The following is a 19,098-nucleotide window of genomic DNA, read 5'->3' as shown; positions in this document are numbered from 1 at the left end:
CCCCCGTTGCCCGCCCGGTTTGCCCGTCTCCGCATTACCGGCTTCAAAAGCTTCGCCGACGCGACTTCGATTGAAATTCTCCCGGGCTTGACCGGTATCGTCGGGCCGAACGGCTGCGGCAAATCCAACATCGTCGATGCCCTTCGCTGGGCCATGGGCGAATCGAGCGCGAAATCGATGCGCGGCGGCGAGATGGATGACGTGATCTTCGCGGGTACCCTCTCACGCCCCGCCCGCAGTATCGCCGAAGTCTCGATCTCCCTCACCGAAACGGCAGGCCTTGCCCCCGCCCCGTTCCAGGCTGAGGCCGAACTCGAAATTTCCCGCAGGATCGAACGCGGATCGGGCAGCACCTACCGGGTAAACCGGCGGGAGACCCGCGCCCGGGATGTCGCGACGCTTCTGGCCGATCTCGCTGCCGGCGCCCGCAATTCCGCAATGATCAGCCAGGGCCGCGTCTCCGCCCTCGTCAGCGCCCGGCCCGATGAACGGCGGATGATCCTCGAAGAAGCCGCAGGCATATCCGGGCTTCACGCCCGCCGCCACGAGGCCGAACTCAAACTGCGCGCGACCGAGGATAATCTCTCCCGCGCCGATGATCTGCGCACCCAGCAGGAAACCCATCTGACCGCCCTGCGCGCCCAGGCGGCCCAGGCCCATCGCTATCGGGTGCTGTCCACCGAAATCCGCAACGCCGAAGCCGAATACCTCACCACCGAGCGTCTTATCGCCGAACAGCGGCGTCAACAGGCGCGTCGCGATCTCGAAGCCGCCAAGGCCGCCGTGATCGAGGCGCAGGCCCGCAAAGACGCGGCACTGGCCGCTGAAATCGCCCGCAACGACGACGTCCCCGCCCTGCGCCTCCGCGAAAGCGAAGCGCGCACGGCGCTGGAGCGGACCCGTATCCACTTCGAGCAGATCGAGACGGAAATCGCCCGGGTCCAGTCGCTCCGCATCGAGTCGCAGCGGCGGCTGGAGTCATTGCTCCGCGATCAGGACCACGCCGAACGCGCCCGCGCGGATGCCGAGGCCGCGCAGACACGCCTGGAACGCGAGGAACAACACCTCACCGCACTCGAGAATGCCACCCCGCAGCAGATCGACTCCGCCCGCGCGGCGGCAGCCTCCGCATCGGCTGCTCTCGAACGGGCCGAAGCCCAGGTCCAGACCGCGACCGATGCCGCCGCCCATTTCGCCGCATCACGGCAGGCCGTCACCAGCCGCCTCGCGCTCACGCGTGAAAAGGCGGCCCAGGCGAAACTGCGTGCGAACCAGGCCGCCGAGGCCCATCGGCGCGCTCAATCCGAACTCGTCGCCCCCGAGCAACTCGCCAGAGCCGCCGCCGAACGCGAGCGGGCCGAGACTGTCCTCCTGGCAGCCGAACAAGCCCTCGATCTTTGCCAAACGATCCTCGATGCCGCGGAACTCACGCGAGCCAAAGCCGCCGAGGCAGCCACCGCCGCCCGCGCCGGGGCGATCGCTGCCGATGCATCCCTCGCCACGGTCCGGATCGAGGCCGAGGCGCTGACCAAACTGCTCGCGCGCAAATTCAGCGAGGAAAACGACCCGGTCCTCGATCGGATCAAGGTGCCCCCCGGCTACGAAACCGCACTCGGCGCCGCGATGCAGAACGAACTCGCCGTCGGAACCCGCGCCGAAGCCGCTCGTCGCTGGCGGCAGCTCCCCCCCATCGAGTCGCAGCATTGTTTCGAACCGCTCTCGACCGTCATCCAGGGCCCGCCGGAACTCGCCCGCGCCCTCGACCACATCCTGCTTCTGCCCGACGGTGACGACGGCAATGCCCAGCAGAGCCGTCTTGCGCCCGGCGAAACACTGGTTTCGAAACAGGGCGAAGTCTGGCGCTGGGATGGTTTCACAGCCCGCTCCGGCGCCCCCGGCGAGGCAGGGATGCGCCTCGCCCAGCGAAACCGCCTCGCGGCGCTACAGGACGATCTGACAACCGCCACCGCCCACGCCGCCGCCTGCAGAACCGGGTTGCGTGACACCGAAGCCGCCGAGAGCGCCGCGCGCCGCGCCGAAGACGAGGCCCGCCGTCAGCGCAAGACAACGGAAGCCGAAATCGATCGCGCCCGGAACGCAAAGCGAACCCTCACCGAGGCAGCCGCCCACCTCGACGCCCAAGCGGAGCGTCAGGCCACCCGTGCCGCCGGCGCGGCAGAGGCGAATGCCCGCTTCGCCGCAGAATACACCGAAATCGCGCAGCAACTGGCGGACGTTCAGGCCGAGTCCGACGCTCTGGGCGATCCGCGCGACACCGCCGCCGCACTCGATACCGCGCGCCACGCCATGCAGGAAGCAAGGCGCGCCGAAGCCGCAAGCCGCAAACAACTCGATCAGCTCGTCACCGAGGCCGAGCAGCGCAAACGCCGCCTGGAACTGGTCGGTCGGGAACGTGCCGACTGGCAGGAGCGATCCCGCGACATCGCCTTCCGCCTGACCGATCTCGCGGCGCGCATCACCGAGGCGAAAGCCGCGTTGGCAGCGCTCCCCGACGATCTTCTGTCCGGTCAGGCACGCGATGCCGCCCGCGCCGCGACCGAGGAGGCCCAGTCGGCCCATCGCACCGCCAAGACGGATCTCGCCAATGCCGAACGCGACCATCAGCTGAGCACGGCGGCGGCAAGGGAGGCGGAACAAGCCGTCGCGACAACGCGCGAAGCCCTGATCGCAGCCGAATCATCCCTCCGCGAAGCCGATTTCGCCTGGGGCTCCATCGCGGAGCGCATGCTCGAACGCCTCGGCGTCGCGCCGGTCCTCCCTTCGATCGAAAACCCGACCCAGCAGAACGCGGACCGCGCGCGCCGGCGGTTCGAACGCCTCACCCGCGAACGCGAGGAGATCGGCCCGGTCAATCTGCGCGCCGACATGGAGGTGAGCGAAATCGAAACCCGCCTCGCCGCGATCGAGAGCGAGCGCGCCGAGCTTTCGACCGCCATCGCCAAGCTCCGCGGCTCGATCGGCAATCTCAACCACGAGGGGCGCGAACGATTATCGGCGGTATTCACCGAAATCGACCGGCACTTCCAATCCTTGTTCTCCCGCATGTTCGGCGGTGGCCGCGCGCATCTGGCCCTGACCGGATCGGACGACCCGCTTCAGGCCGGCCTTGAGATATTTGCCGAACCTCCCGGCAAAAAACTGGCGACCCTGTCGCTGCTCTCGGGCGGCGAACAGGCGTTGACCGCCCTCTCGCTGATCTTCGCGGTCTTCCGCTGCAACCCCGCCCCGTTCTCGGTGCTCGACGAGGTCGATGCCCCCCTCGATGATGCCAATGTCGACCGGTTCTGCACCCTGCTCGACGACATGTCGCGCGAAACCGGCACACGGTTTCTGGTCGTGACCCATCATCACCACACGATGGCGCGCATGGACCGGCTCTACGGCGTCACGATGCAGGAGCGCGGTATCTCGCGCATCCTCTCGGTCGATCTCGGTACCGCCGCCTCATTCGCCGAACGCCCCGAAGCTCTAGCTGCGGAGTAAGTATTTCATGATCGCGATATGTTGACTTCAACGCGCAGCACCGGTAGCAACCCCTCGCCGTCTCATGGGGCGGGCGTAGGGGTGTACGATGGGTGACGATCCGGCTCAGAGACCACAAGATCGGAACGATTTCGATCAGCGTCTCGCCGCAGCGCGCAACCGGGCCGGGCTTGATAAGCCCGAACCGGCGGCCGAGGCGAAGTCCGATGGTTCCAACCCGTTCAGCCTCGCGATGCGACTGGGCGCCGAAATGGTCGCCGCCCTGGTTGTCGCCGTCGCGATCGGCTACGGGCTGGACCGCTTGTTCCATACGGCACCCTGGTTCATGATCGGGTTTGTACCGATTGGCGCGATCGCGGGGTTCCGCAACGTCGTTCGTGCCATGGGAACGACCCCAAAAGACTGACCGGAGGAGGCTATGGCTCAAGAATCGGCGATCAATGCACTGGGACAGTTCCAGTTGACCACCGGTTTCGGCCCGGTCGGCCGGCTCGTGGGCTTTACCAACTCGAATGAAATGATGCTTCTGGCGGCAGCAATCATCACGATGCTGTTCACCGTCGCCCTGCGCCGCAAGGCGATCGTCCCGGGACGCATGCAGGGTCTGGTCGAGATGAGCTACGATTTCGTGCTCCAGATGGTCGACGACACCATCGGGTCCGGAGGGCGGCGGTTCTTTCCCTTCATTTTCACCCTGTTCTCCTTCATCCTGGTCGGTAATCTGCTCGGTCTGTTTCCGTATTTCTTCGCCTTCACCAGTCACATCGCCATCACCGGCGCGCTCGCCCTGTTCGTGTTCCTGCTCTCCACGACGGTCGGGTTCTGGTATCACGGTCTGGGCTTCCTGAAATTCTTCTCCCCGCCGGGCGTGCCGGGCTGGCTCCTGCCCCTGCTGATCCCGATCGAAATCGTGTCCTTCCTGTCCCGCCCGATTTCGCTCTCGGTTCGTCTGTTCGCCAACATCACCGCCGGTCACGTCATGTGGGAAGTCTTCGCCGGCTTCATGATCATGCTGGTGACCAGCCTCGGCGCTGTCGGCGTCGTCGCGGCGATCATCCCGCTCGGCCTCAATGTCGCCCTTACGGCTCTCGAATTCCTGGTCGCCTTCCTCCAGGCCTATGTGTTTGCCGTGCTCACCTGCCTTTATCTGCATGACGCCATTCATTTGCATTGAGACGGTCTTCTGCAGCGATACATTGCCTTCCAACGGCCAACTCGGCCATAATATTCCCCATCTCTGAAAGGATCTCGTCCAATGGCCATCGACTCAGTTCTTCTCGCTCGTGACATCGGTGCCGGTCTGGCCACCATCGGCGTTGCCGGTGCCGGCGTCGGTATCGGCAATCTGTTCGGCGCCTTCGTCGGCGCGGTCGGGCGCAACCCCGCCGCCCGCGACAAAATGTTCCGTGACGTCCTGCTCGGCTTCGCGCTGACCGAAGCGGTCGCCCTCTACGCTCTGGTCATCGCGCTGATCATTCTGTTCACCTGAGCCGCGTGATTTGGGAGTCCGCCTCATGCGCCTCATGATGACCCGCCGATCGATCAGAGTACTCCTCGGCGCCGTCCTCGGGCTGACGCCTTCGGCTGCAATGGCCGGAGGCAAAATGCCTCAGATGGATTTTTCGAATCCGCTGACGGGCGAGCAGGTCGTCTGGATGGCGATCATCATGATCGGCCTCTACTTCATTCTCTCACGTTGGGCCCTGCCGCAGATCGGCCAGGTTATCGAAAATCGGCAGAGCCGCATCCTGTCCGATCTCGATACCGCGCGCGCAGCTAAATCCCGTGCCGAGCATGCGGTTGCGGAACTCAACCTCGCGATCCGCAACGCGCGGGAAGCGAGTCAGAGCGCCATCGCCGAAGCCGTCAACGCCGCCAAGGCCAAGGCGCGGGAGCAATCCGCAGCGTTGACCGCCGAGCTCGACGCCCAGATCGCCCGCGCGGAAGCCGAAATCGACATCAGCCGCCAGCAGGCGGTCGCCGCGCTGCCACCGGTCGCCGAAGAGGTCACAGCGAGCCTTCTGCAGCGCCTGACCGGCACCACCGCCGATCGCGCGCGCATCGAGCGCACGATCGCCGCTATCCTCGCTTAGAAAGACCCAGTCATGGAATACGAGGCGTTACAAGGCGTAATCTGGACCAAGGGAACGTTCTGGGTCACCGTCGCGGTCCTGATCTTTCTGGCATTTTTCGGCGGCAAGATCATCCGCGCGATCATCGGCATGCTGGACCAGCGCAGCAACGCCATCCAGCACGCGCTCGATGAAGCCGCGCGCCTCCGTACCGAGGCCGAGGCCATGCTGCGCGATGCCGAGGCCCGACGCGCCGCCGCAATCGAGCAGGCCAAAGACATGCTCGATCTCGCCGCCCGCGAAGCGGAACGCCTCGCCGCCGAGCTGCTCGCAGACGCGCAGGCCGCGGCACGGCGCCGGGAAAAAATGGCGCAGGAGCGGATCGCCGCAGCCGAAGCGGCTGCCGTTACCGAGGTTCGCAACGCTGCCGTATCGCTCGCCGTCAAGGTGACGCAGACCGTCCTTGCCGAAACGGTCGATGCCGCGCACGACGAGACCCTGATCGATCAGGCGATCTCGGACCTTCCCCGCACCCTCCGCAAACAGGCGGCCTGACGCGCGATTGGCCGCGGGCATGGCGCAAACCTGCTCCGGTTGATATATCCGGGCTCCGGCGGCACGCGCAATTGTCCCTCCGCCGCCGATACATGAGGTTTTCCAATGGCTCGTCGCCGACAGCTCTACGAGGGCAAAGCAAAAATCCTTTTTGAAGGACCGGAGCCGGGAACGCTCGTCCAGTATTTCAAGGATGATGCCACGGCCTTCAACGCTCAAAAAAAGGGCATCATCACCGGCAAGGGTGTTCTGAACAACCGCATCAGCGAGTTTCTGATGCAGCGCCTGAGCGAAGTCGGTATCCCGACTCATTTCATCAGGCGTCTCAACATGCGCGAGCAACTGATCCGCGAGGTCGAGATCGTCCCGATCGAGGTCGTCGTGCGCAATATCGCGGCGGGCAGCATGTGCGCGCGGCTCGGGATCACCGAAGGAACCCGCCTGCCCCGCAGCATCGTCGAATATTACTACAAAAACGACGCGCTCAACGACCCGATGGTCGCTGAAGAGCATATCACCGCTTTCGGCTGGGCCAGCCCTCAGGACATGGACGACATCGTTCACCTCACCCTGCGGATCAACGATTTCCTGACCGGCCTGTTCCTCGGCGTCGGCATCATGCTGGTCGATTTCAAGATCGAGTTCGGTCGGCTTTGGGAAAACGAAGACATGCGCATTGTCCTGGCCGATGAAATCAGCCCGGATAATTGCCGCCTGTGGGACACCAAGACCAACGAGAAAATGGACAAGGACCGGTTCCGCCGCGACCTCGGCAAGGTCGAGGAGGCCTATCAGGAAGTCGCCAAACGTCTCGGCATCCTCCCTGAAGCCGGAATGCGCGACATGAAGGGGCCGGAGTTGATGCAGTGAAGGCCATCGTCACCGTTCGGCTGAAACCGGGCGTGCTCGATCCGCAAGGCAAGGCGATCGGCCACGCTCTTGAGGGGCTCGGTTTCGTCGGGATTGAGGATGTCCGGGTCGGGAAAGTCATCGAACTGGAATTATCCGAAACCGACGAACACAAAGCGCGCGACGCCGCCGAAAAAATGGCGCGCCGGCTTCTGGCAAACACCGTGATCGAGGATTTCGTCATCACGCTCCGCTGATGGCCTGATTGTCATCGCTGAGCCGCCTCCCCATTATATCGGCATGAAACGTACTCCCAAGGTCATGCGTGTTCTCGCGCGGGACTGAATCGGTCTATCCCGCACTCCGATCGATCAGGCTCTTTTATAATCGCTGGTATCGTCGCCTGCGGATGGATATCTGGTTCCCGCATGTGCCGCTGGCCCTGGCCGTCGGCATCGCGGGCGCCCTCGCGATATTGCCGACGGTTCGGCAGTACGCCGCCGAATATCTCCACCTCGACCTGAATCACCTGTTCAACGCCCTCCATCCGATTTCGGGACACGTCCCGGCATTGATTCTATCGGGTGTGCCGACGGTGGTGGTCGGCATATTGCAGATCCTGATCGCCGTCGGGTTGCTGGGCCGGTCGCGAATCGCCTGGCTGTCCGCCGTCGGCATCACCATCGCCCAACTCGCGCTGACCCTGCACACCGGGGCCGCGCCGATCCAGACCAGCGAAATCATCTATATCGTCGCCTTGCTGGTCGCCCTGATCCTCGCGCGCAACTCCTTCGCCCGATCCTCGCTCGCCGCCGGCACCCTCTTCGCCGTCGCGTCAGTCCTGGTTTTGATGGTCTATGGCGTGCTCGGCTCCTACCTTCTCGGCGCCGGTTTCACCCCACCGATCACCAACCTTCCGACATCATTTTATTTTGTAATCGTTACAATGTCGACCGTCGGCTACGGCGACATTCTGCCCAAAAGCGAAGAGGCGCGGCTTTTTGTCGTTTCCCTGATCATTCTCGGCCTCACTGTGTTCGCCACCGCACTGACCGCGGTGATCGGCCCGGTGCTTCAAGGCCGGATTAACGCCACGATCGGCCCCCGGAGAAAAAAAATGAAACGCGTCAACCATTTCGTCATTACCGGCCAGGGCGCGCTCGCCCGGAACACGGCCCGCGAACTGCGAAAACGCGGCGAACCGGTTTTGATCGTGATCGAGGATGGGGATACCAGCTTCGGCGACAGCGAGACGATCGTCGGCGACCCCACCGAACTCGAGACGTTGCGAGACGCAGGATGCGAACACGCGCGGGCAATTCTCGCACTATCCGATGACGATTCCGATAACGCGTTCGTCATTCTCGCCGCTCGGGAACTGGGCACCGATGCAAAGAAGGTCGCCGCCGTCAGCACCCGAAAAAATCTGGAGCGCGTCCGGCGCGTCCATCCCGACATGATCCTGGCCGCCCCCGTGTTCGGCAGCGAAGTTCTGGCGATGGCCCTGACCGAGGAAAAAATTGACGGTGACTGGCTCCTCAGCCGCTTTCTGGATGTCCGGCCCGCAACCAATTGATGCAGCCATCCCTGCAATCGTGGATTAGACACATCTTCAATGTTCCGGCGGCTGCCAGATCCTAACGGTGGGTCGCCCTTGCGATGCGGCCTTGAGCCGGGCCTGCTCCAATCCGCCCCTCGCACGCGCCAGAACGGCTACCGGATCATCGCCCGACCGTGGCCAGCGCGATGCGATGCCGATGGCCGCATGACGTCCGGTGCCGGTCAACAACGCGTCCAGCTTATTGACGATCCGATCCCCCCGCTCCGCCGCAATCAGATGATCGACGCCGTCGCACCAGGCGGCAAGCCGTGTCGGCCCGATGCGCCCGAGCAGATCCACAGGCCGCAGCATTTCCTGCAAACATGAAACCGATGCCCGCACCACCGCAGGCGATGCCTCGGCGGATGAGCCGCCGTCACATCTGACCCAGCCGAACGCAAACATGGTGCCCACCCGGTCCTCGACATCCAGCCGATCGAATCGTCGGTCCGCCTGTTCCATGAATCTCGGCAGCGACCACAACCCGGTTTCGGCATCGACCACATGACGACAATTATCGCCGGCATCAGACGACATACGTTCGATAAATCCGGAAAATCGTGGTGCGATCAGCCGGATCAGGTCCTTGTCATCATCCCCGAACCGACGATCGCCGCAGCTTCGCCACGCCAGCAGATAGGTGCCGCCGCGCCCCCCTCCCTCGTCACACCGGGAAATCGGCGCAGTGAATGTCTCCGCCCCCCCGATATCGGCCATACCAATCCCCGAAGGATAATCCACAAGGATAATATCGCCTCCCCGATCGGACGGCGACGATCGGCGCCCGATCAGAATCCCCGCATCGGTGAGTTCCGCCGCAACCAGCGCACAGGCGGCGGAACATGCCGTGACGGCATCGGGGAGACCATGCAGGGTATCGAGCAATCGTCGCAGATCCGCCATACGCGATTCGGGACCTGCCGATACGTCCCCGCCCGCTCCGCCCACCGTTCGGGGCGGTTCCACGTCATGTTTGGTTCGCTGATCCATCATCCCCACCTTGTCGCACCGAATACTGAACATCCGGTTAACGCCCACATCCGGCGTCAATCACGTCACGTTCCGCGCCGTTGACGATTGAGCAACCTGATGTCTGGAAAATAGGGCGAGCGGGGGTCAGGCATCCTGGTAGTCCCACTTGATGTAGCCCTTGGTGTCGGCGGCCCATTTTTCATCGATTTCGACGAGGACGGCGCTGACGAGGCGTTCGAGGGAGGCTTCGTTGGGGAAGACCCTGATTTTGGTGGTGCGGCGTTTGAGTTCCTGCTGGATGCCGCGTTCCATGGGGTTGGAAGTGCGAAGCCGGCGCTGGTGGGGTTCTGGCAGTGTGAAGACGGTGAGGCCTTCGGGGATATTTCGTTCGAGCCAATCGGCGAGCTTTGGTGCGGTGTCGCGATAGGCATTGACGAGGGTTGTGAGAGCGATCTGGGCAGCGGCGAGGGAATTTGCGTTCCAGACGGTCCGGAGTTCTGCGCCGATGCGTTTGCGGATGGCGTGGTTGGGGGCGTGGTGGATGGCGTTTTGGGCGAGGTGGAACTGGCATCGTTGCCAGTGTGCGGCGCCGAAGACGGCGCGGCGTGCGGCGTGCAATCCGGCATGGTCATCGGAGACGATGAATTCGACGCCTCGCAGGCCACGCTGATGGAGGCTTTCGAGGAAGGCACGCCAATGGACTTCGGCCTCGGAAAGGGCGACCGAGACGCCGAGGACACGGCGGCGTTCATCGGGTCCGATGCCGATGGCCGAGAGCACGGCGGCATCGCGGACGACGCCATTATCGCGCATTTTTTCATATCTGGCGTCGAGGATGAGGTAGCGGATCTCGGCGAGGGGTCGGGTGCGCCAGGCGGCGAGTTCGTCATCGAGCAGCTTGCTGGCGCGGCTGACCTGAGCGGAGGAGAGGCTTTCGATGCCGAATTCGCGCATGACGGCCTCGACGTCGCGGGTGGAGACGCCTTTGATGTACATTTCGGCGACGGCGACCATGACGGCGCGGACCGAGCGTCGGCCGCGTTCGAGGGACTGTGGGTAGAAGGGTTCGCCCACGTGACCGGCGGTTTTGGGGACATCGACGGTGATCGACCCGGCCGGGGTATCGATCCGCTTGGGCTTGTAGCCATTGGCGTAACCCTGACGATCGGGGTTGCGCTCGTAGTGACTGGCGTGGAGGAAGCGTTCGCGCTCGATCTGCATGGCGAGTTCGAAGGTCCTGGCAAATACCGTGGCGATATCGCCTGCGCCGTTTTCGATCAGATGTTCCAAAAGTGCCTCGATAATCGTATCCTTTTTGGCGTCCATTCATCGGTCTCCATGTTGGTGTGAACAACTGCATGGAATACCAGAATGAACAGCCCTTGCCGGGGCATGCCCCGGCAAGGGCACCAACTCCCAACCCAAAATGAATTTCCAGACGTCAGGTTACACCACCCCGTTGACAGCATCCTTTCTCCTGCCCATGGTCCGCCGCACCGCTCACGGAATAAAAGCACATGAACCCCGCCTCGTTGAAATCCGCCATCGCCGAATTATGGGACCGGCGTGAGAGCCTCACTCCCGCCAGCCCCAATGCCGACCGCGCTGCGATCGCAGCCGCACTCGCACTGCTTGACAACGGCGATCTGCGGGTCGCGGCACCGGAAGACGCAGGCTGGATCGTCCACCAATGGCTGAAACAGGCGATTCTGTTGTCGTTCCGGGTGATGCCCAACACGCCGATGCCGGGTCCCGGCGGTGCTCCCGTATACGACAAGGTCGCGATGAAATTCGCCGACTGGACGATGGATCGCTTCGCCGCCGCAAAAATTCGCGCCGTTCCCGGTGCGGTGGTGCGCTACGCCGCCCATATCGGCAGCGGCGCCGTGCTCATGCCCTGTTTCATCAATGTCGGCGCCCGCGTCGGTGAAGACACCATGATCGACACCTGGTCCACAGTCGGTTCCTGCGCGCAGATCGGCCGAAACTGCCACATCAGCGGCGGCGTCGGCATCGGCGGCGTTCTCGAACCCCTGCAGGCCAATCCGGTCATCATCGAAGATGACTGCTTCATCGGTGCCCGGTCCGAAGTTGCCGAGGGCGTCATCGTCGAGCGCGGCGCCGTCCTTTCCATGGGCGTCTTTCTCGGCGCATCCACCCGCATCATCGACCGTGCGACCGGCGAAATCACCTATGGCCGCGTCCCCTCCTATTCGGTGGTCGTACCCGGCAGCATGCCCGGAAAGCCACTGCCGGACGGTTCACCCGGCCCGTCACTCTCGTGCGCCGTCATCGTCAAGCGGGTCGATGCCCAAACAAGGTCAAAAACCGCGATCAACGAGTTGCTGCGCGCGTGATCCCGCACGATCCGCTCCCCCTCGCTCAGGCGCTGATCCGCTGCCCCTCGGTCACGCCGCAGGACCACGGTGCCCAGACCCTGCTGGCAACCACCCTTTCCTCCCTCGGATTCGCGATCGAACACCAGCAATTCGGCCCGGTCTCAAATCTGATCGCGCGCTGCGGCACCACATCGCCCCATTTCGCTTTCGCAGGCCATACCGATGTCGTCCCTCCCGGCGAAGGATGGCACCACCCCCCCTTCGCCGCCGTCATCGATGAGGGCCAGTTATTCGGCCGGGGCGCGGTCGACATGAAGGGCGCGATCGCCGCCTTCATCACAGCCGTTGCAGCCCGGCAGGCCACCGCCCCCAGCCACGGCTCGATCTCCCTGCTGATCACCGGCGACGAGGAAGGCCCGGCGGTCGATGGCACCACCCGCATTCTCGATCACCTCGCAGCCACGAGCGCCCTGCCCGACCTGTGCCTGGTCGGTGAGCCGACCTGTCGCGCCACGCTCGGCGACACCGTCAAAATCGGCCGCCGCGGCTCCCTGACCGCCCACATCACCCTCACCGGCACCCAGGGCCACGTCGCTTATCCCCATCTGGCCGATAATCCCCTGCATCGTCTGCTCCCGGCCCTCAAAGCGCTTCGCACCCGCACTCTCGACACCGGCAACGACTGGTTCGAACCCTCCAGTCTCCAGATCACCACGATCGATGTCGGCAATCCCGCAACCAACGTCATTCCCGGCACCGCACAGGCAAGCTTGAACATCCGTTTCAACAACGAGCACAGCGGTGAGACCCTCACCGCCTGGATACGCGAAACATTATCCCGCTTCGCCCCCCGCTCCACCTGCGACATCCGCGTTTCAGGCGAACCCTTCCTGACCGAACCGGGGCCACTGACCACCCTGCTCACCCATGCCGTCGAACGGATCACCGGCATCACCCCGTCGCTCGATACCGGCGGCGGCACGTCGGATGCCCGTTTCATCGCCAGGTATTGCCCTGTCGCCGAATTCGGGCTGGTCGGACGCAGCATGCATCGCACCGACGAAGCGGTACCCATCGCCGATCTGCGCGCATTGACCGAAATCTATGGTGCCATCCTCGACAGGGTATTCGCGTGAGCGGCAATCGCAGGCGGATCAAACTACCCGAAGGCAACGCCCTGCGCGGCATGTTCCGCCTGATCAAGGGCGATGCCGGCGGCCTGCGCGACTTCGGCAATTCCCCGGCCACATTTTCCGCCTCGCTGGCCCCGCTGATCGCCTTCCCTTTGGTCGGCGCCGCGTGGTTCGCCCTCTCCGGCCACTGGATGCTCGCGCTGGCAATGATGCTCTCCCGGGTCACCGCGGTTCTGCTGCAGCCCGTGGTCACCGAATTCGTCGCCATGAAGGCAGGCCGCAGCCAGACCTGGCTGATGACCAGCACCGCCCTGAACTGGTCGATCTGGCTGCTGCCCCTGCTGATCTTCCTCGCGGCCCTGATCGCCAATGGTCTGGTCACGGTCGGCATGGGTCAGTCCGACGCCATCTCGATCGGCGCGCTCTCGATCTTCGCCTATCTGTTCTGGATTCAGGGCTTCATCCTGCGCACGGGTCTGCAACTGCGCTGGTACACAGCCCTCGCCGTCGTTCTGGCCCTGAATTTCGTGATCCTCGCCATCCTCTATCTTCCCTTCGCCGTGCACCCCGATCTGCTGCCCCTCACTCTTCATCCCCCCGCAAAATGAGAGCGCGCGCGTAAACCTGCTTGCGCGGCAGGTCCAGAGCGCGGGAGACCGCCGCCACAGCATCCTTGATGCTCGATTCGCCCAGCGCCTCTTCAAGCGCCGCATCCAATTGATCCGCCGAAGCAACGTGAACCGGTGCCGGCGCGATCACCAGAGTGATCTCGCCGCGCGGAGCCACCGCCCGGAATGTCTCCGCCAGCTCGCTCAGTCCGCCGCGCCTGACCTCCTCGAACCGCTTGGTCAATTCCCGCCCCACCGAAGCCGCCCGGTCGCCCAGCACCGCAGCGCAATCCTCCAACGAGGCGACCAGCCGATGCGGCGCCTCGTAAAACACCAGCGTGGCATTCAAACCCGCCCGCTCCGCCGCAACGATCCGCTCCAGAACCCCGCGCCGCGCCACCGTCCGCGGCGGCAGGAACCCCATGAACAAAAACGGATGCGGCGGCAGCCCCGACAAGGCCAGCGCCATCATCGCCGCATTGGGTCCCGGCACCGCACTCACCACCAGCCCCGCCGCAATCGCCGCCCGCACCAGCCGATACCCGGGATCGGCGATCAACGGCGCCCCGGCATCGCTCACCAGCGCATATCGCCGCCCCCGCAGCATCGCCTCGACCAGCGGATCGGTCCGCCCCGCCTCATTATGATCATGCAGCGGCTGCACCCGCGTCCCGATGCCGTTGAGCGAGAGTAATGTAGCTGTAACGCGCGTGTCCTCGCACAATATGATATCGGCATCGCGCAATGCGGCCACCGCGCGCGGCGAAAGATCACCCAGGTTGCCGATCGGGGTGGAAACCAGCACAAGAGCGGGCCGCCGGTCCGTTTCGGGCGCATTCGATTGAACGGGAGCTTCTGATGTCACGACACCTATTAACGCCGCTGCGGCTTGCTCTGGCAACCGCCGCCGCCACATCCCTGCTCCTGAGCGGCTGTACCGAGCCGGCACCGGGCCTGCCCGGCCTGCCCATGAGCGGCGCAACCGCTGAGCCGCCCTCCGCCATCCCCGATACCGGTCGAACCTCGGGCCCGGTCGCACTGCTCCTCCCGCTCTCCGGTCCCTTCGCCCCGATCGGCCAATCGATCAAACAGGCCGTGCAACTCGCCTTCAGCGCGCCGGGCGCCCCACCGCTCGACATTCGCGATACCGGCGGCACGCCGCAGGGCGCCGCCGCCGCCGCATCCGCCGCCATCGCCGCCGGCGATGGCCTGATCCTCGGCCCGCTGACCAAAAGCGATACCCAGGCCGTCGCCTCGGTCGCCCACGCCGCGAACGTCAACGTCATCGCCTTCACCAATGATGAAACCGTCGCCGCCCCCGGCGTCTGGCCGCTCGGCATCACCCCCGGCCAGCAGGTCAGCCGCGTGGTCTCCTACGCCGCCGATCACGGCCGCACCCGCACCGCCGCAATCCTCCCCGATAACGCGTTCGGCCGCCTGATGGGCGCCTCGCTCGAAGCCCAGGCGCAAAACCTCGGCGAACCCTCACCCAACATCGGCTATTTCGATAACTCGTTCCAGAGCCTCACCCACACCGTCCGCAGCATCTCCGCGTTCGACAGCCGGGGCGCCAGCATCGAAGCCCAGATCCGCGCCGCCCGCGATCAGGACGATCAGGCCGGCCGGATCAGGGCGGCCAAACTCGAACGCGAGCCGATCCCGCCGCCACCCTTCGATGCGCTGCTGGTCGGCGCCACCGGGGAACAGCTCGCCGAAGTCGGCACCCTGCTGCCTTATTACGAGGCGGGCCCGCCGCAGATCCAGCTGCTCGGCCCGTCCCTCTGGGCCCACGATGCGACGGCGATGGCAACCCATGACAGTCTGCGCGGTGCCGTCTACGCCGCGCCCGACCCCTCGCTCGGCCTCGCCTTCGACCAGAAATTCCAATCCACTTACGGCAGCGCGCCCCCCGGCATCGACAAGATCGGCTTCGATGCCGGTGCCATCGCCGTCCTCGCCGCCCGCGAGGGCGGCTACACCATGCAGGTCCTCACCAACCCGTCCGGCTTCACCGGAACCGATGGGGTCTTCCGCCTCGATCCGGACGGGCACGTCCAACGCGGCCTCGCGGTATTCAAGGTCGAGCCCGGCGGCCCGCAGATCGTCTCGCCCGCACCGGCCACGCTGCCCCCGCCGACCAATCAGGAGGAGCCCGCCGCCCCGCCCACCAGCTGATCCCCGGCATCGCCATGACGCGCCGACACCTCAGCACCCTCGCATGGTCGATCGGACCGCCCGGACTCGTGCTGCTCGGCCTGATCGCCAGCGGCGCGATCGGTCGGCGCGATGGTCTCGCCTGCCTGCTGATCTGGGTCGTCTGGCTGGCGGGACGCGCCCTGTTCATCGCCCGGCAGGAACCCACACCACCGACCGTCCCGCCCGTCACCGCCACCATGCTGGTCTCGGACCCGGCCCACGAACAGCCTCACTCCAGCCAGATCCTGCTCGAACGCCTGCCCGACGCCCTGTTCCGCTACACTGGCCCGGTCGGCGCGCGCCGCATCGCGTGGCGCAACCCGGCAGCCCAGGCGGCCTATGGCGGCGAAGAATCCGCATTGCTGCGCCACCCGGTCCTGCGCACCGCTCTGGCCGCCGCCGAAACCAGCGACGGGCCGATCCGCACGACACTCAGCCTCGCCGCCCCGATGCCGCGCGACGTCGATGTCACCATCATCCCGACCGCGCCCGGCGATGCGGGTCCGCTCTACCTCCTGCTGACCGACCGCACCCACGAGCGGGGTCTCGAACAGATGCGCGCCGATTTCGTGGCCAATGCCAGCCACGAACTCCGCACCCCGCTCACCAGCCTGATCGGCTTCATCGAAACCCTGCGCGGCCCCGCCCTGGGCGATGCCGAAGCCCTGCCGCGATTCCTGAAAATCATGGCCGAGCAGGCCGAACGCATGCAACGCATCATCGCGGATCTGCTCAGCCTGTCCCGCATCGAAATGACCGAGCATCAACCCCCGGTCGATCTGGTCGAAATCGGTGCCGTTCTGCGTCAGGTCGCCGCCTTCATGGAGCCGATCCTGCGCAACGGGCGCACCACCCTCACCCTCGACATCCCCGAACCGCTGCCGCCGGTGCGCGGCGATGCCGGCCAACTCACCCAGGTCTTCGGCAACCTGATCGACAACGCGGTGAAGTACGGCGCCCTCAAGCACAGCGACGGCGGCGGCACGATCCGCGCCACCATCGCCACCACCCCGAGCGCCGGCCACCCCGCCCCCGGTCTGCTGATCAGCATTGCCGATGACGGTCCGGGCATCGCGCGCGAGCATCTGCCGCGTCTGACCGAACGCTTCTACCGCGCCGACAAAGGACGCTCCCGCGCCATCGGCGGCACCGGCCTCGGGCTTGCCATCGTCAAACATGTCGTCTCGCGCCATCGCGGCCGGCTGCTCATCGAAAGCACCGAACGGGTCGGCACCACCTTCCACGTCTGGCTGCCGCAGGGCCAGGAGCCGCCCCCGCGCAGTTGACCGGGGTGCATTCGCCCCGCCGCTGGGTTATGTCACATCATCACCACACGAAACCCCCAAGGACTCCCGCCCCGCCAATGACATCCCCGCTCCGATTCGCCTTCGGAAGCCTCGTCGTCGGCCTCATCGTGTTCGGCATCAAAGGCGCTGCCTGGTATGTCAGCGGCACGGCGGCGCTCTATTCGGACGCGCTGGAATCCCTAGTCAACGTGTTCGCGGCCCTGATGGTCATCGTCGCCCTGCGCACTGCGGCCAAGCCCGCCGATGTCGAGCACCCTTACGGCCACGCCAAGGCCGAACTCCTGAGCGCGATGGCGGAAGGCGGGCTGATCGTGCTCGCGGCGGTCCTGATCCTCGAACAATCCGCCCAGACCATCGGCGACCCCCATCTCCCGGCCAGCCCGGTTCTCGGCCTCGCGCTCAACGCCAGCAGCGGCATCGTCAACGTGATCTGGGCCGTGGTCCTGACCCGTTCGGGGGCCGCGCGAAAATTCCCGGCCCTTGAAGCCGACCGCTCCCACCTCGTCGCCGACGCGATCACCACGGTCGGCGTGGTCGGCGGGCTGATCATCGCCATCCTCGCCGATATCCCCCTGCTCGATCCGCTGATCGCGGTGGGCATCGCAATCCAGATCGCGGTGATCGGCGGGCGCACCATCCTCAACTCGCTGAGCCTCCTGCTCGACCGCGCGCCGCCGCCCGACATCGTCGCCCGCATCCGCAGCCTCGTCGGCACCCACGCCATCGGCGCGATCGAGGCGCACGACATGCGGATGCGCCAGGCCGGACGATCGAGCTTCCTCGAATTCCACCTCGTCGTCCCCGGCACGATGACGGTTTCCGAATCCCACCTTATATGCGATCGGATCGAAGCGGCACTGAAGGAAGAGATGCCCGGCGTCATCATCACCATTCATGTCGAACCCGATCACAAAGCTAAACATCAGGGCGTGCTCGTCGTCTGACCGCCCGGCAGAAGGACATCGGAATGCTCAGACTCGATCGCATCGTCACCCGCGGCGGCGATACCGGCGAAACCTCGCTGGCGGATGGCTCGCGCCTGCCGAAAAATCACCCCCGCATCCAGGTTCTCGGCGCGCTGGATGAAACCAACACCGCCATCGGCGCGCTGCGCGTCACCTGCGCCGACCGCCCCGAAATCGACGCTCTGCTCGCCCGCATCCAGAACGATCTGTTCGATCTCGGCGCCGATCTCGCCACCCCCGGCACCGCGCGCCGTGGCCCCGCCCTGACCGAGGAGTATCTGGCCAAGCTCGACGAGGCCGCCGGAAACCTCAACGAAACCATCGAACCGCTCCGCAGTTTCGTCCTGCCCGGCGGCACCGAAGCCGCCGCCCGCGCCCATCTCGCCCGCACCATCGCCCGCCGGGCCGAGCGCGACCTCGTCGCCCTCGCCGCCGACGAGCCGATCTCGCCGATCCATGTCCGCTACCTGAACCGGCTGTCGGACGTCATGTTCATCCTCGCCCGCCACCTCAACGACAATGGCCGCGCCGACGTCCTCTGGATGCCCGGCGGCGGCTGATCCCGCCGCCTCCGCTCAGAGCAGATGAAACCCGGCAACCTCGCCCTTTTCCAGCGTCAGCCCGGTCAGAACCTGATCGCCGTCATGGAGCGTGACCTCGAAAATATAGGTCAGATAAGCGCCGACCTTCTGCGTGGTGACGAACTTCACCGTATAGGGCTGGCCCAGCGGGATCTTGCTGTCGATCGCCTGCGCCTGCGCCGCAAATTTCGTCGAATCCACACTCGCCTTGAACGCAGGCGAGGCCGGTGCGACGAATTTGGCATAATCCGGATGCGCGATCGCCGCGAGCATCTGCGTCATGTCCTTCGTCGCCAGCGCCGTCCCGGACGTCGCCGCCCGCGCCCCCGGCATACCGAGCGTTGCCGCTGCGACCATCAACCCCGCGTAAACCGATATTTTCATAACCTGTATTTCTCCATGTTCCACCCACGTGAA

20 protein-coding genes are annotated in these 19,098 nt (G+C 65.2%); 16 read left to right on the top strand and 4 right to left on the bottom strand.

Annotated elements, in window-relative coordinates; genetic code table 11:
* Positions 1-6: 6 nt before the first annotated feature.
* From smc to kch, 9 genes are all read left to right on the top strand, one after another.
* On the top strand, positions 7-3,504 hold the full coding sequence (gene smc, locus SIL87_RS08555; protein WP_319613754.1) for a chromosome segregation protein SMC: 3,498 nt from the start codon (positions 7-9) through the stop codon (positions 3,502-3,504).
* A gap of 88 nt (positions 3,505-3,592) precedes the next feature.
* Positions 3,593-3,910, top strand: a complete 318-nt coding sequence (locus SIL87_RS08550; protein WP_319613753.1) for an AtpZ/AtpI family protein — start codon at positions 3,593-3,595, stop codon at positions 3,908-3,910.
* Between the two features lie 12 nt (positions 3,911-3,922).
* Positions 3,923-4,678 (top strand): F0F1 ATP synthase subunit A, encoded by a 756-nt coding sequence (locus tag SIL87_RS08545; protein WP_319613752.1) that lies wholly within the window; start codon positions 3,923-3,925, stop codon positions 4,676-4,678.
* Positions 4,679-4,759: 81 nt separating this feature from the next.
* Positions 4,760-4,993, top strand: coding sequence for a F0F1 ATP synthase subunit C (locus tag SIL87_RS08540; RefSeq protein WP_319613751.1), 234 nt, complete (start codon positions 4,760-4,762; stop codon positions 4,991-4,993).
* Positions 4,994-5,018: 25 nt separating this feature from the next.
* Positions 5,019-5,597 (top strand): F0F1 ATP synthase subunit B family protein, encoded by a 579-nt coding sequence (locus SIL87_RS08535; RefSeq protein ID WP_319613750.1) that lies wholly within the window; start codon positions 5,019-5,021, stop codon positions 5,595-5,597.
* Positions 5,598-5,609: 12 nt separating this feature from the next.
* Positions 5,610-6,131 (top strand): F0F1 ATP synthase subunit B family protein, encoded by a 522-nt coding sequence (locus tag SIL87_RS08530; protein ID WP_319613749.1) that lies wholly within the window; start codon positions 5,610-5,612, stop codon positions 6,129-6,131.
* Between the two features lie 105 nt (positions 6,132-6,236).
* Positions 6,237-7,001 carry a phosphoribosylaminoimidazolesuccinocarboxamide synthase gene (gene purC, locus SIL87_RS08525; protein ID WP_319613748.1) on the top strand — a complete coding sequence of 255 codons (765 nt, stop codon included), beginning with the start codon at positions 6,237-6,239 and terminating at the stop codon, positions 6,999-7,001.
* Positions 6,998-7,237 carry a phosphoribosylformylglycinamidine synthase subunit PurS gene (purS, locus tag SIL87_RS08520; protein ID WP_319613747.1) on the top strand — a complete coding sequence of 80 codons (240 nt, stop codon included), beginning with the start codon at positions 6,998-7,000 and terminating at the stop codon, positions 7,235-7,237. The genes purC and purS overlap by 4 nt, the downstream gene beginning before the upstream one ends.
* Positions 7,238-7,305: 68 nt before the next feature.
* Positions 7,306-8,556, top strand: a complete 1,251-nt coding sequence (gene kch, locus SIL87_RS08515) for a voltage-gated potassium channel protein (protein WP_319613746.1) — start codon at positions 7,306-7,308, stop codon at positions 8,554-8,556.
* 36 nt (positions 8,557-8,592) lie between these two features.
* On the opposite strand, the gene SIL87_RS08510 is transcribed toward kch, so the two are convergent.
* A complete protein-coding gene (locus SIL87_RS08510) occupies positions 8,593-9,483 on the bottom strand; it encodes a GGDEF domain-containing protein (RefSeq protein WP_319613745.1) in 891 nt (296 codons plus the stop codon).
* 213 nt (positions 9,484-9,696) lie between these two features.
* Positions 9,697-10,878, bottom strand: a complete 1,182-nt coding sequence (locus SIL87_RS08505) for an IS256 family transposase (protein ID WP_319612316.1) — start codon at positions 10,876-10,878, stop codon at positions 9,697-9,699.
* A gap of 191 nt (positions 10,879-11,069) precedes the next feature.
* On the opposite strand from SIL87_RS08505, the gene dapD reads away from it, so the two are divergent.
* The 3 genes from dapD to SIL87_RS08490 are packed head-to-tail and all read left to right on the top strand — an operon-like array spanning position 11,070 to position 13,632.
* On the top strand, positions 11,070-11,909 hold the full coding sequence (gene dapD / locus SIL87_RS08500) for a 2,3,4,5-tetrahydropyridine-2,6-dicarboxylate N-succinyltransferase (RefSeq protein WP_319613744.1): 840 nt from the start codon (positions 11,070-11,072) through the stop codon (positions 11,907-11,909).
* Complete coding sequence (gene dapE / locus SIL87_RS08495; protein WP_319613743.1) at positions 11,906-13,027, top strand: succinyl-diaminopimelate desuccinylase; 1,122 nt, start codon at positions 11,906-11,908, stop codon at positions 13,025-13,027. The genes dapD and dapE overlap by 4 nt, the downstream gene beginning before the upstream one ends.
* The gene (locus SIL87_RS08490; protein ID WP_319613742.1) at positions 13,024-13,632 is read left to right on the top strand and encodes a hypothetical protein; all 609 of its coding nucleotides are present in this window, start codon (positions 13,024-13,026) and stop codon (positions 13,630-13,632) included. The genes dapE and SIL87_RS08490 overlap by 4 nt, the downstream gene beginning before the upstream one ends.
* Here SIL87_RS08490 and rsmI read toward each other — a convergent pair.
* Positions 13,607-14,437: a 16S rRNA (cytidine(1402)-2'-O)-methyltransferase gene (rsmI, locus tag SIL87_RS08485; RefSeq protein ID WP_319613741.1), complete on the bottom strand. Its 831-nt coding sequence runs from the start codon at positions 14,435-14,437 to the stop codon at positions 13,607-13,609. The two genes, SIL87_RS08490 and rsmI, sit on opposite strands and share 26 nt — an antisense overlap.
* Positions 14,438-14,490: 53 nt before the next feature.
* Here rsmI and SIL87_RS08480 point away from each other — a divergent pair, with 53 nt between their 5' ends.
* The 4 genes from SIL87_RS08480 (at position 14,491) to SIL87_RS08465 (ending at position 18,660) form a co-directional block, all read left to right on the top strand.
* Positions 14,491-15,807, top strand: coding sequence for a penicillin-binding protein activator (locus SIL87_RS08480; protein ID WP_319613740.1), 1,317 nt, complete (start codon positions 14,491-14,493; stop codon positions 15,805-15,807).
* A 14-nt stretch (positions 15,808-15,821) separates the two neighbouring features.
* On the top strand, positions 15,822-17,114 hold the full coding sequence (locus tag SIL87_RS08475) for a sensor histidine kinase (protein ID WP_319613739.1): 1,293 nt from the start codon (positions 15,822-15,824) through the stop codon (positions 17,112-17,114).
* A 77-nt stretch (positions 17,115-17,191) separates the two neighbouring features.
* Positions 17,192-18,079, top strand: a complete 888-nt coding sequence (locus SIL87_RS08470) for a cation diffusion facilitator family transporter (protein WP_319613738.1) — start codon at positions 17,192-17,194, stop codon at positions 18,077-18,079.
* Positions 18,080-18,102: 23 nt separating this feature from the next.
* Positions 18,103-18,660, top strand: a complete 558-nt coding sequence (locus SIL87_RS08465; RefSeq protein ID WP_319613737.1) for a cob(I)yrinic acid a,c-diamide adenosyltransferase — start codon at positions 18,103-18,105, stop codon at positions 18,658-18,660.
* A gap of 15 nt (positions 18,661-18,675) precedes the next feature.
* Here SIL87_RS08465 and SIL87_RS08460 read toward each other — a convergent pair whose 3' ends face one another.
* Positions 18,676-19,065 carry a hypothetical protein gene (locus SIL87_RS08460; RefSeq protein ID WP_319613736.1) on the bottom strand — a complete coding sequence of 130 codons (390 nt, stop codon included), beginning with the start codon at positions 19,063-19,065 and terminating at the stop codon, positions 18,676-18,678.
* Between the last annotated feature and the right edge of the window lie 33 nt (positions 19,066-19,098).

The sequence above is a fragment of the Acidiphilium acidophilum genome, assembly GCF_033842475.1.
Classification (GTDB): Bacteria; Pseudomonadota; Alphaproteobacteria; order Acetobacterales; family Acetobacteraceae; genus Acidiphilium; species Acidiphilium acidophilum.
Note: the sequence above shows the minus strand (reverse complement) of the source record. Positions and strands in the feature narration are given on the sequence as shown.

Excerpts from the sequence above, each read along its gene's own strand:
- SIL87_RS08550 (WP_319613753.1), top strand. The coding sequence starts at position 3,593 with ATGGGTGACGATCCGGCTCAGAGACCACAAGATCGGAACGATTTCGAT.
- SIL87_RS08545 (WP_319613752.1), top strand. The coding sequence starts at position 3,923 with ATGGCTCAAGAATCGGCGATCAATGCACTGGGACAGTTCCAGTTGACC.
- SIL87_RS08540 (WP_319613751.1), top strand. The coding sequence starts at position 4,760 with ATGGCCATCGACTCAGTTCTTCTCGCTCGTGACATCGGTGCCGGTCTG.
- SIL87_RS08535 (WP_319613750.1), top strand. The coding sequence starts at position 5,019 with ATGCGCCTCATGATGACCCGCCGATCGATCAGAGTACTCCTCGGCGCC.
- SIL87_RS08530 (WP_319613749.1), top strand. The coding sequence starts at position 5,610 with ATGGAATACGAGGCGTTACAAGGCGTAATCTGGACCAAGGGAACGTTC.
- purC (WP_319613748.1), top strand. The coding sequence starts at position 6,237 with ATGGCTCGTCGCCGACAGCTCTACGAGGGCAAAGCAAAAATCCTTTTT.
- SIL87_RS08510 (WP_319613745.1), bottom strand. The coding sequence starts at position 9,483 with ATGGCGGATCTGCGACGATTGCTCGATACCCTGCATGGTCTCCCCGAT.
- SIL87_RS08505 (WP_319612316.1), bottom strand. The coding sequence starts at position 10,878 with ATGGACGCCAAAAAGGATACGATTATCGAGGCACTTTTGGAACATCTG.
- dapD (WP_319613744.1), top strand. The coding sequence starts at position 11,070 with ATGAACCCCGCCTCGTTGAAATCCGCCATCGCCGAATTATGGGACCGG.
- SIL87_RS08480 (WP_319613740.1), top strand. The coding sequence starts at position 14,491 with ATGTCACGACACCTATTAACGCCGCTGCGGCTTGCTCTGGCAACCGCC.
- SIL87_RS08475 (WP_319613739.1), top strand. The coding sequence starts at position 15,822 with ATGACGCGCCGACACCTCAGCACCCTCGCATGGTCGATCGGACCGCCC.
- SIL87_RS08470 (WP_319613738.1), top strand. The coding sequence starts at position 17,192 with ATGACATCCCCGCTCCGATTCGCCTTCGGAAGCCTCGTCGTCGGCCTC.
- SIL87_RS08465 (WP_319613737.1), top strand. The coding sequence starts at position 18,103 with ATGCTCAGACTCGATCGCATCGTCACCCGCGGCGGCGATACCGGCGAA.
- SIL87_RS08460 (WP_319613736.1), bottom strand. The coding sequence starts at position 19,065 with ATGAAAATATCGGTTTACGCGGGGTTGATGGTCGCAGCGGCAACGCTC.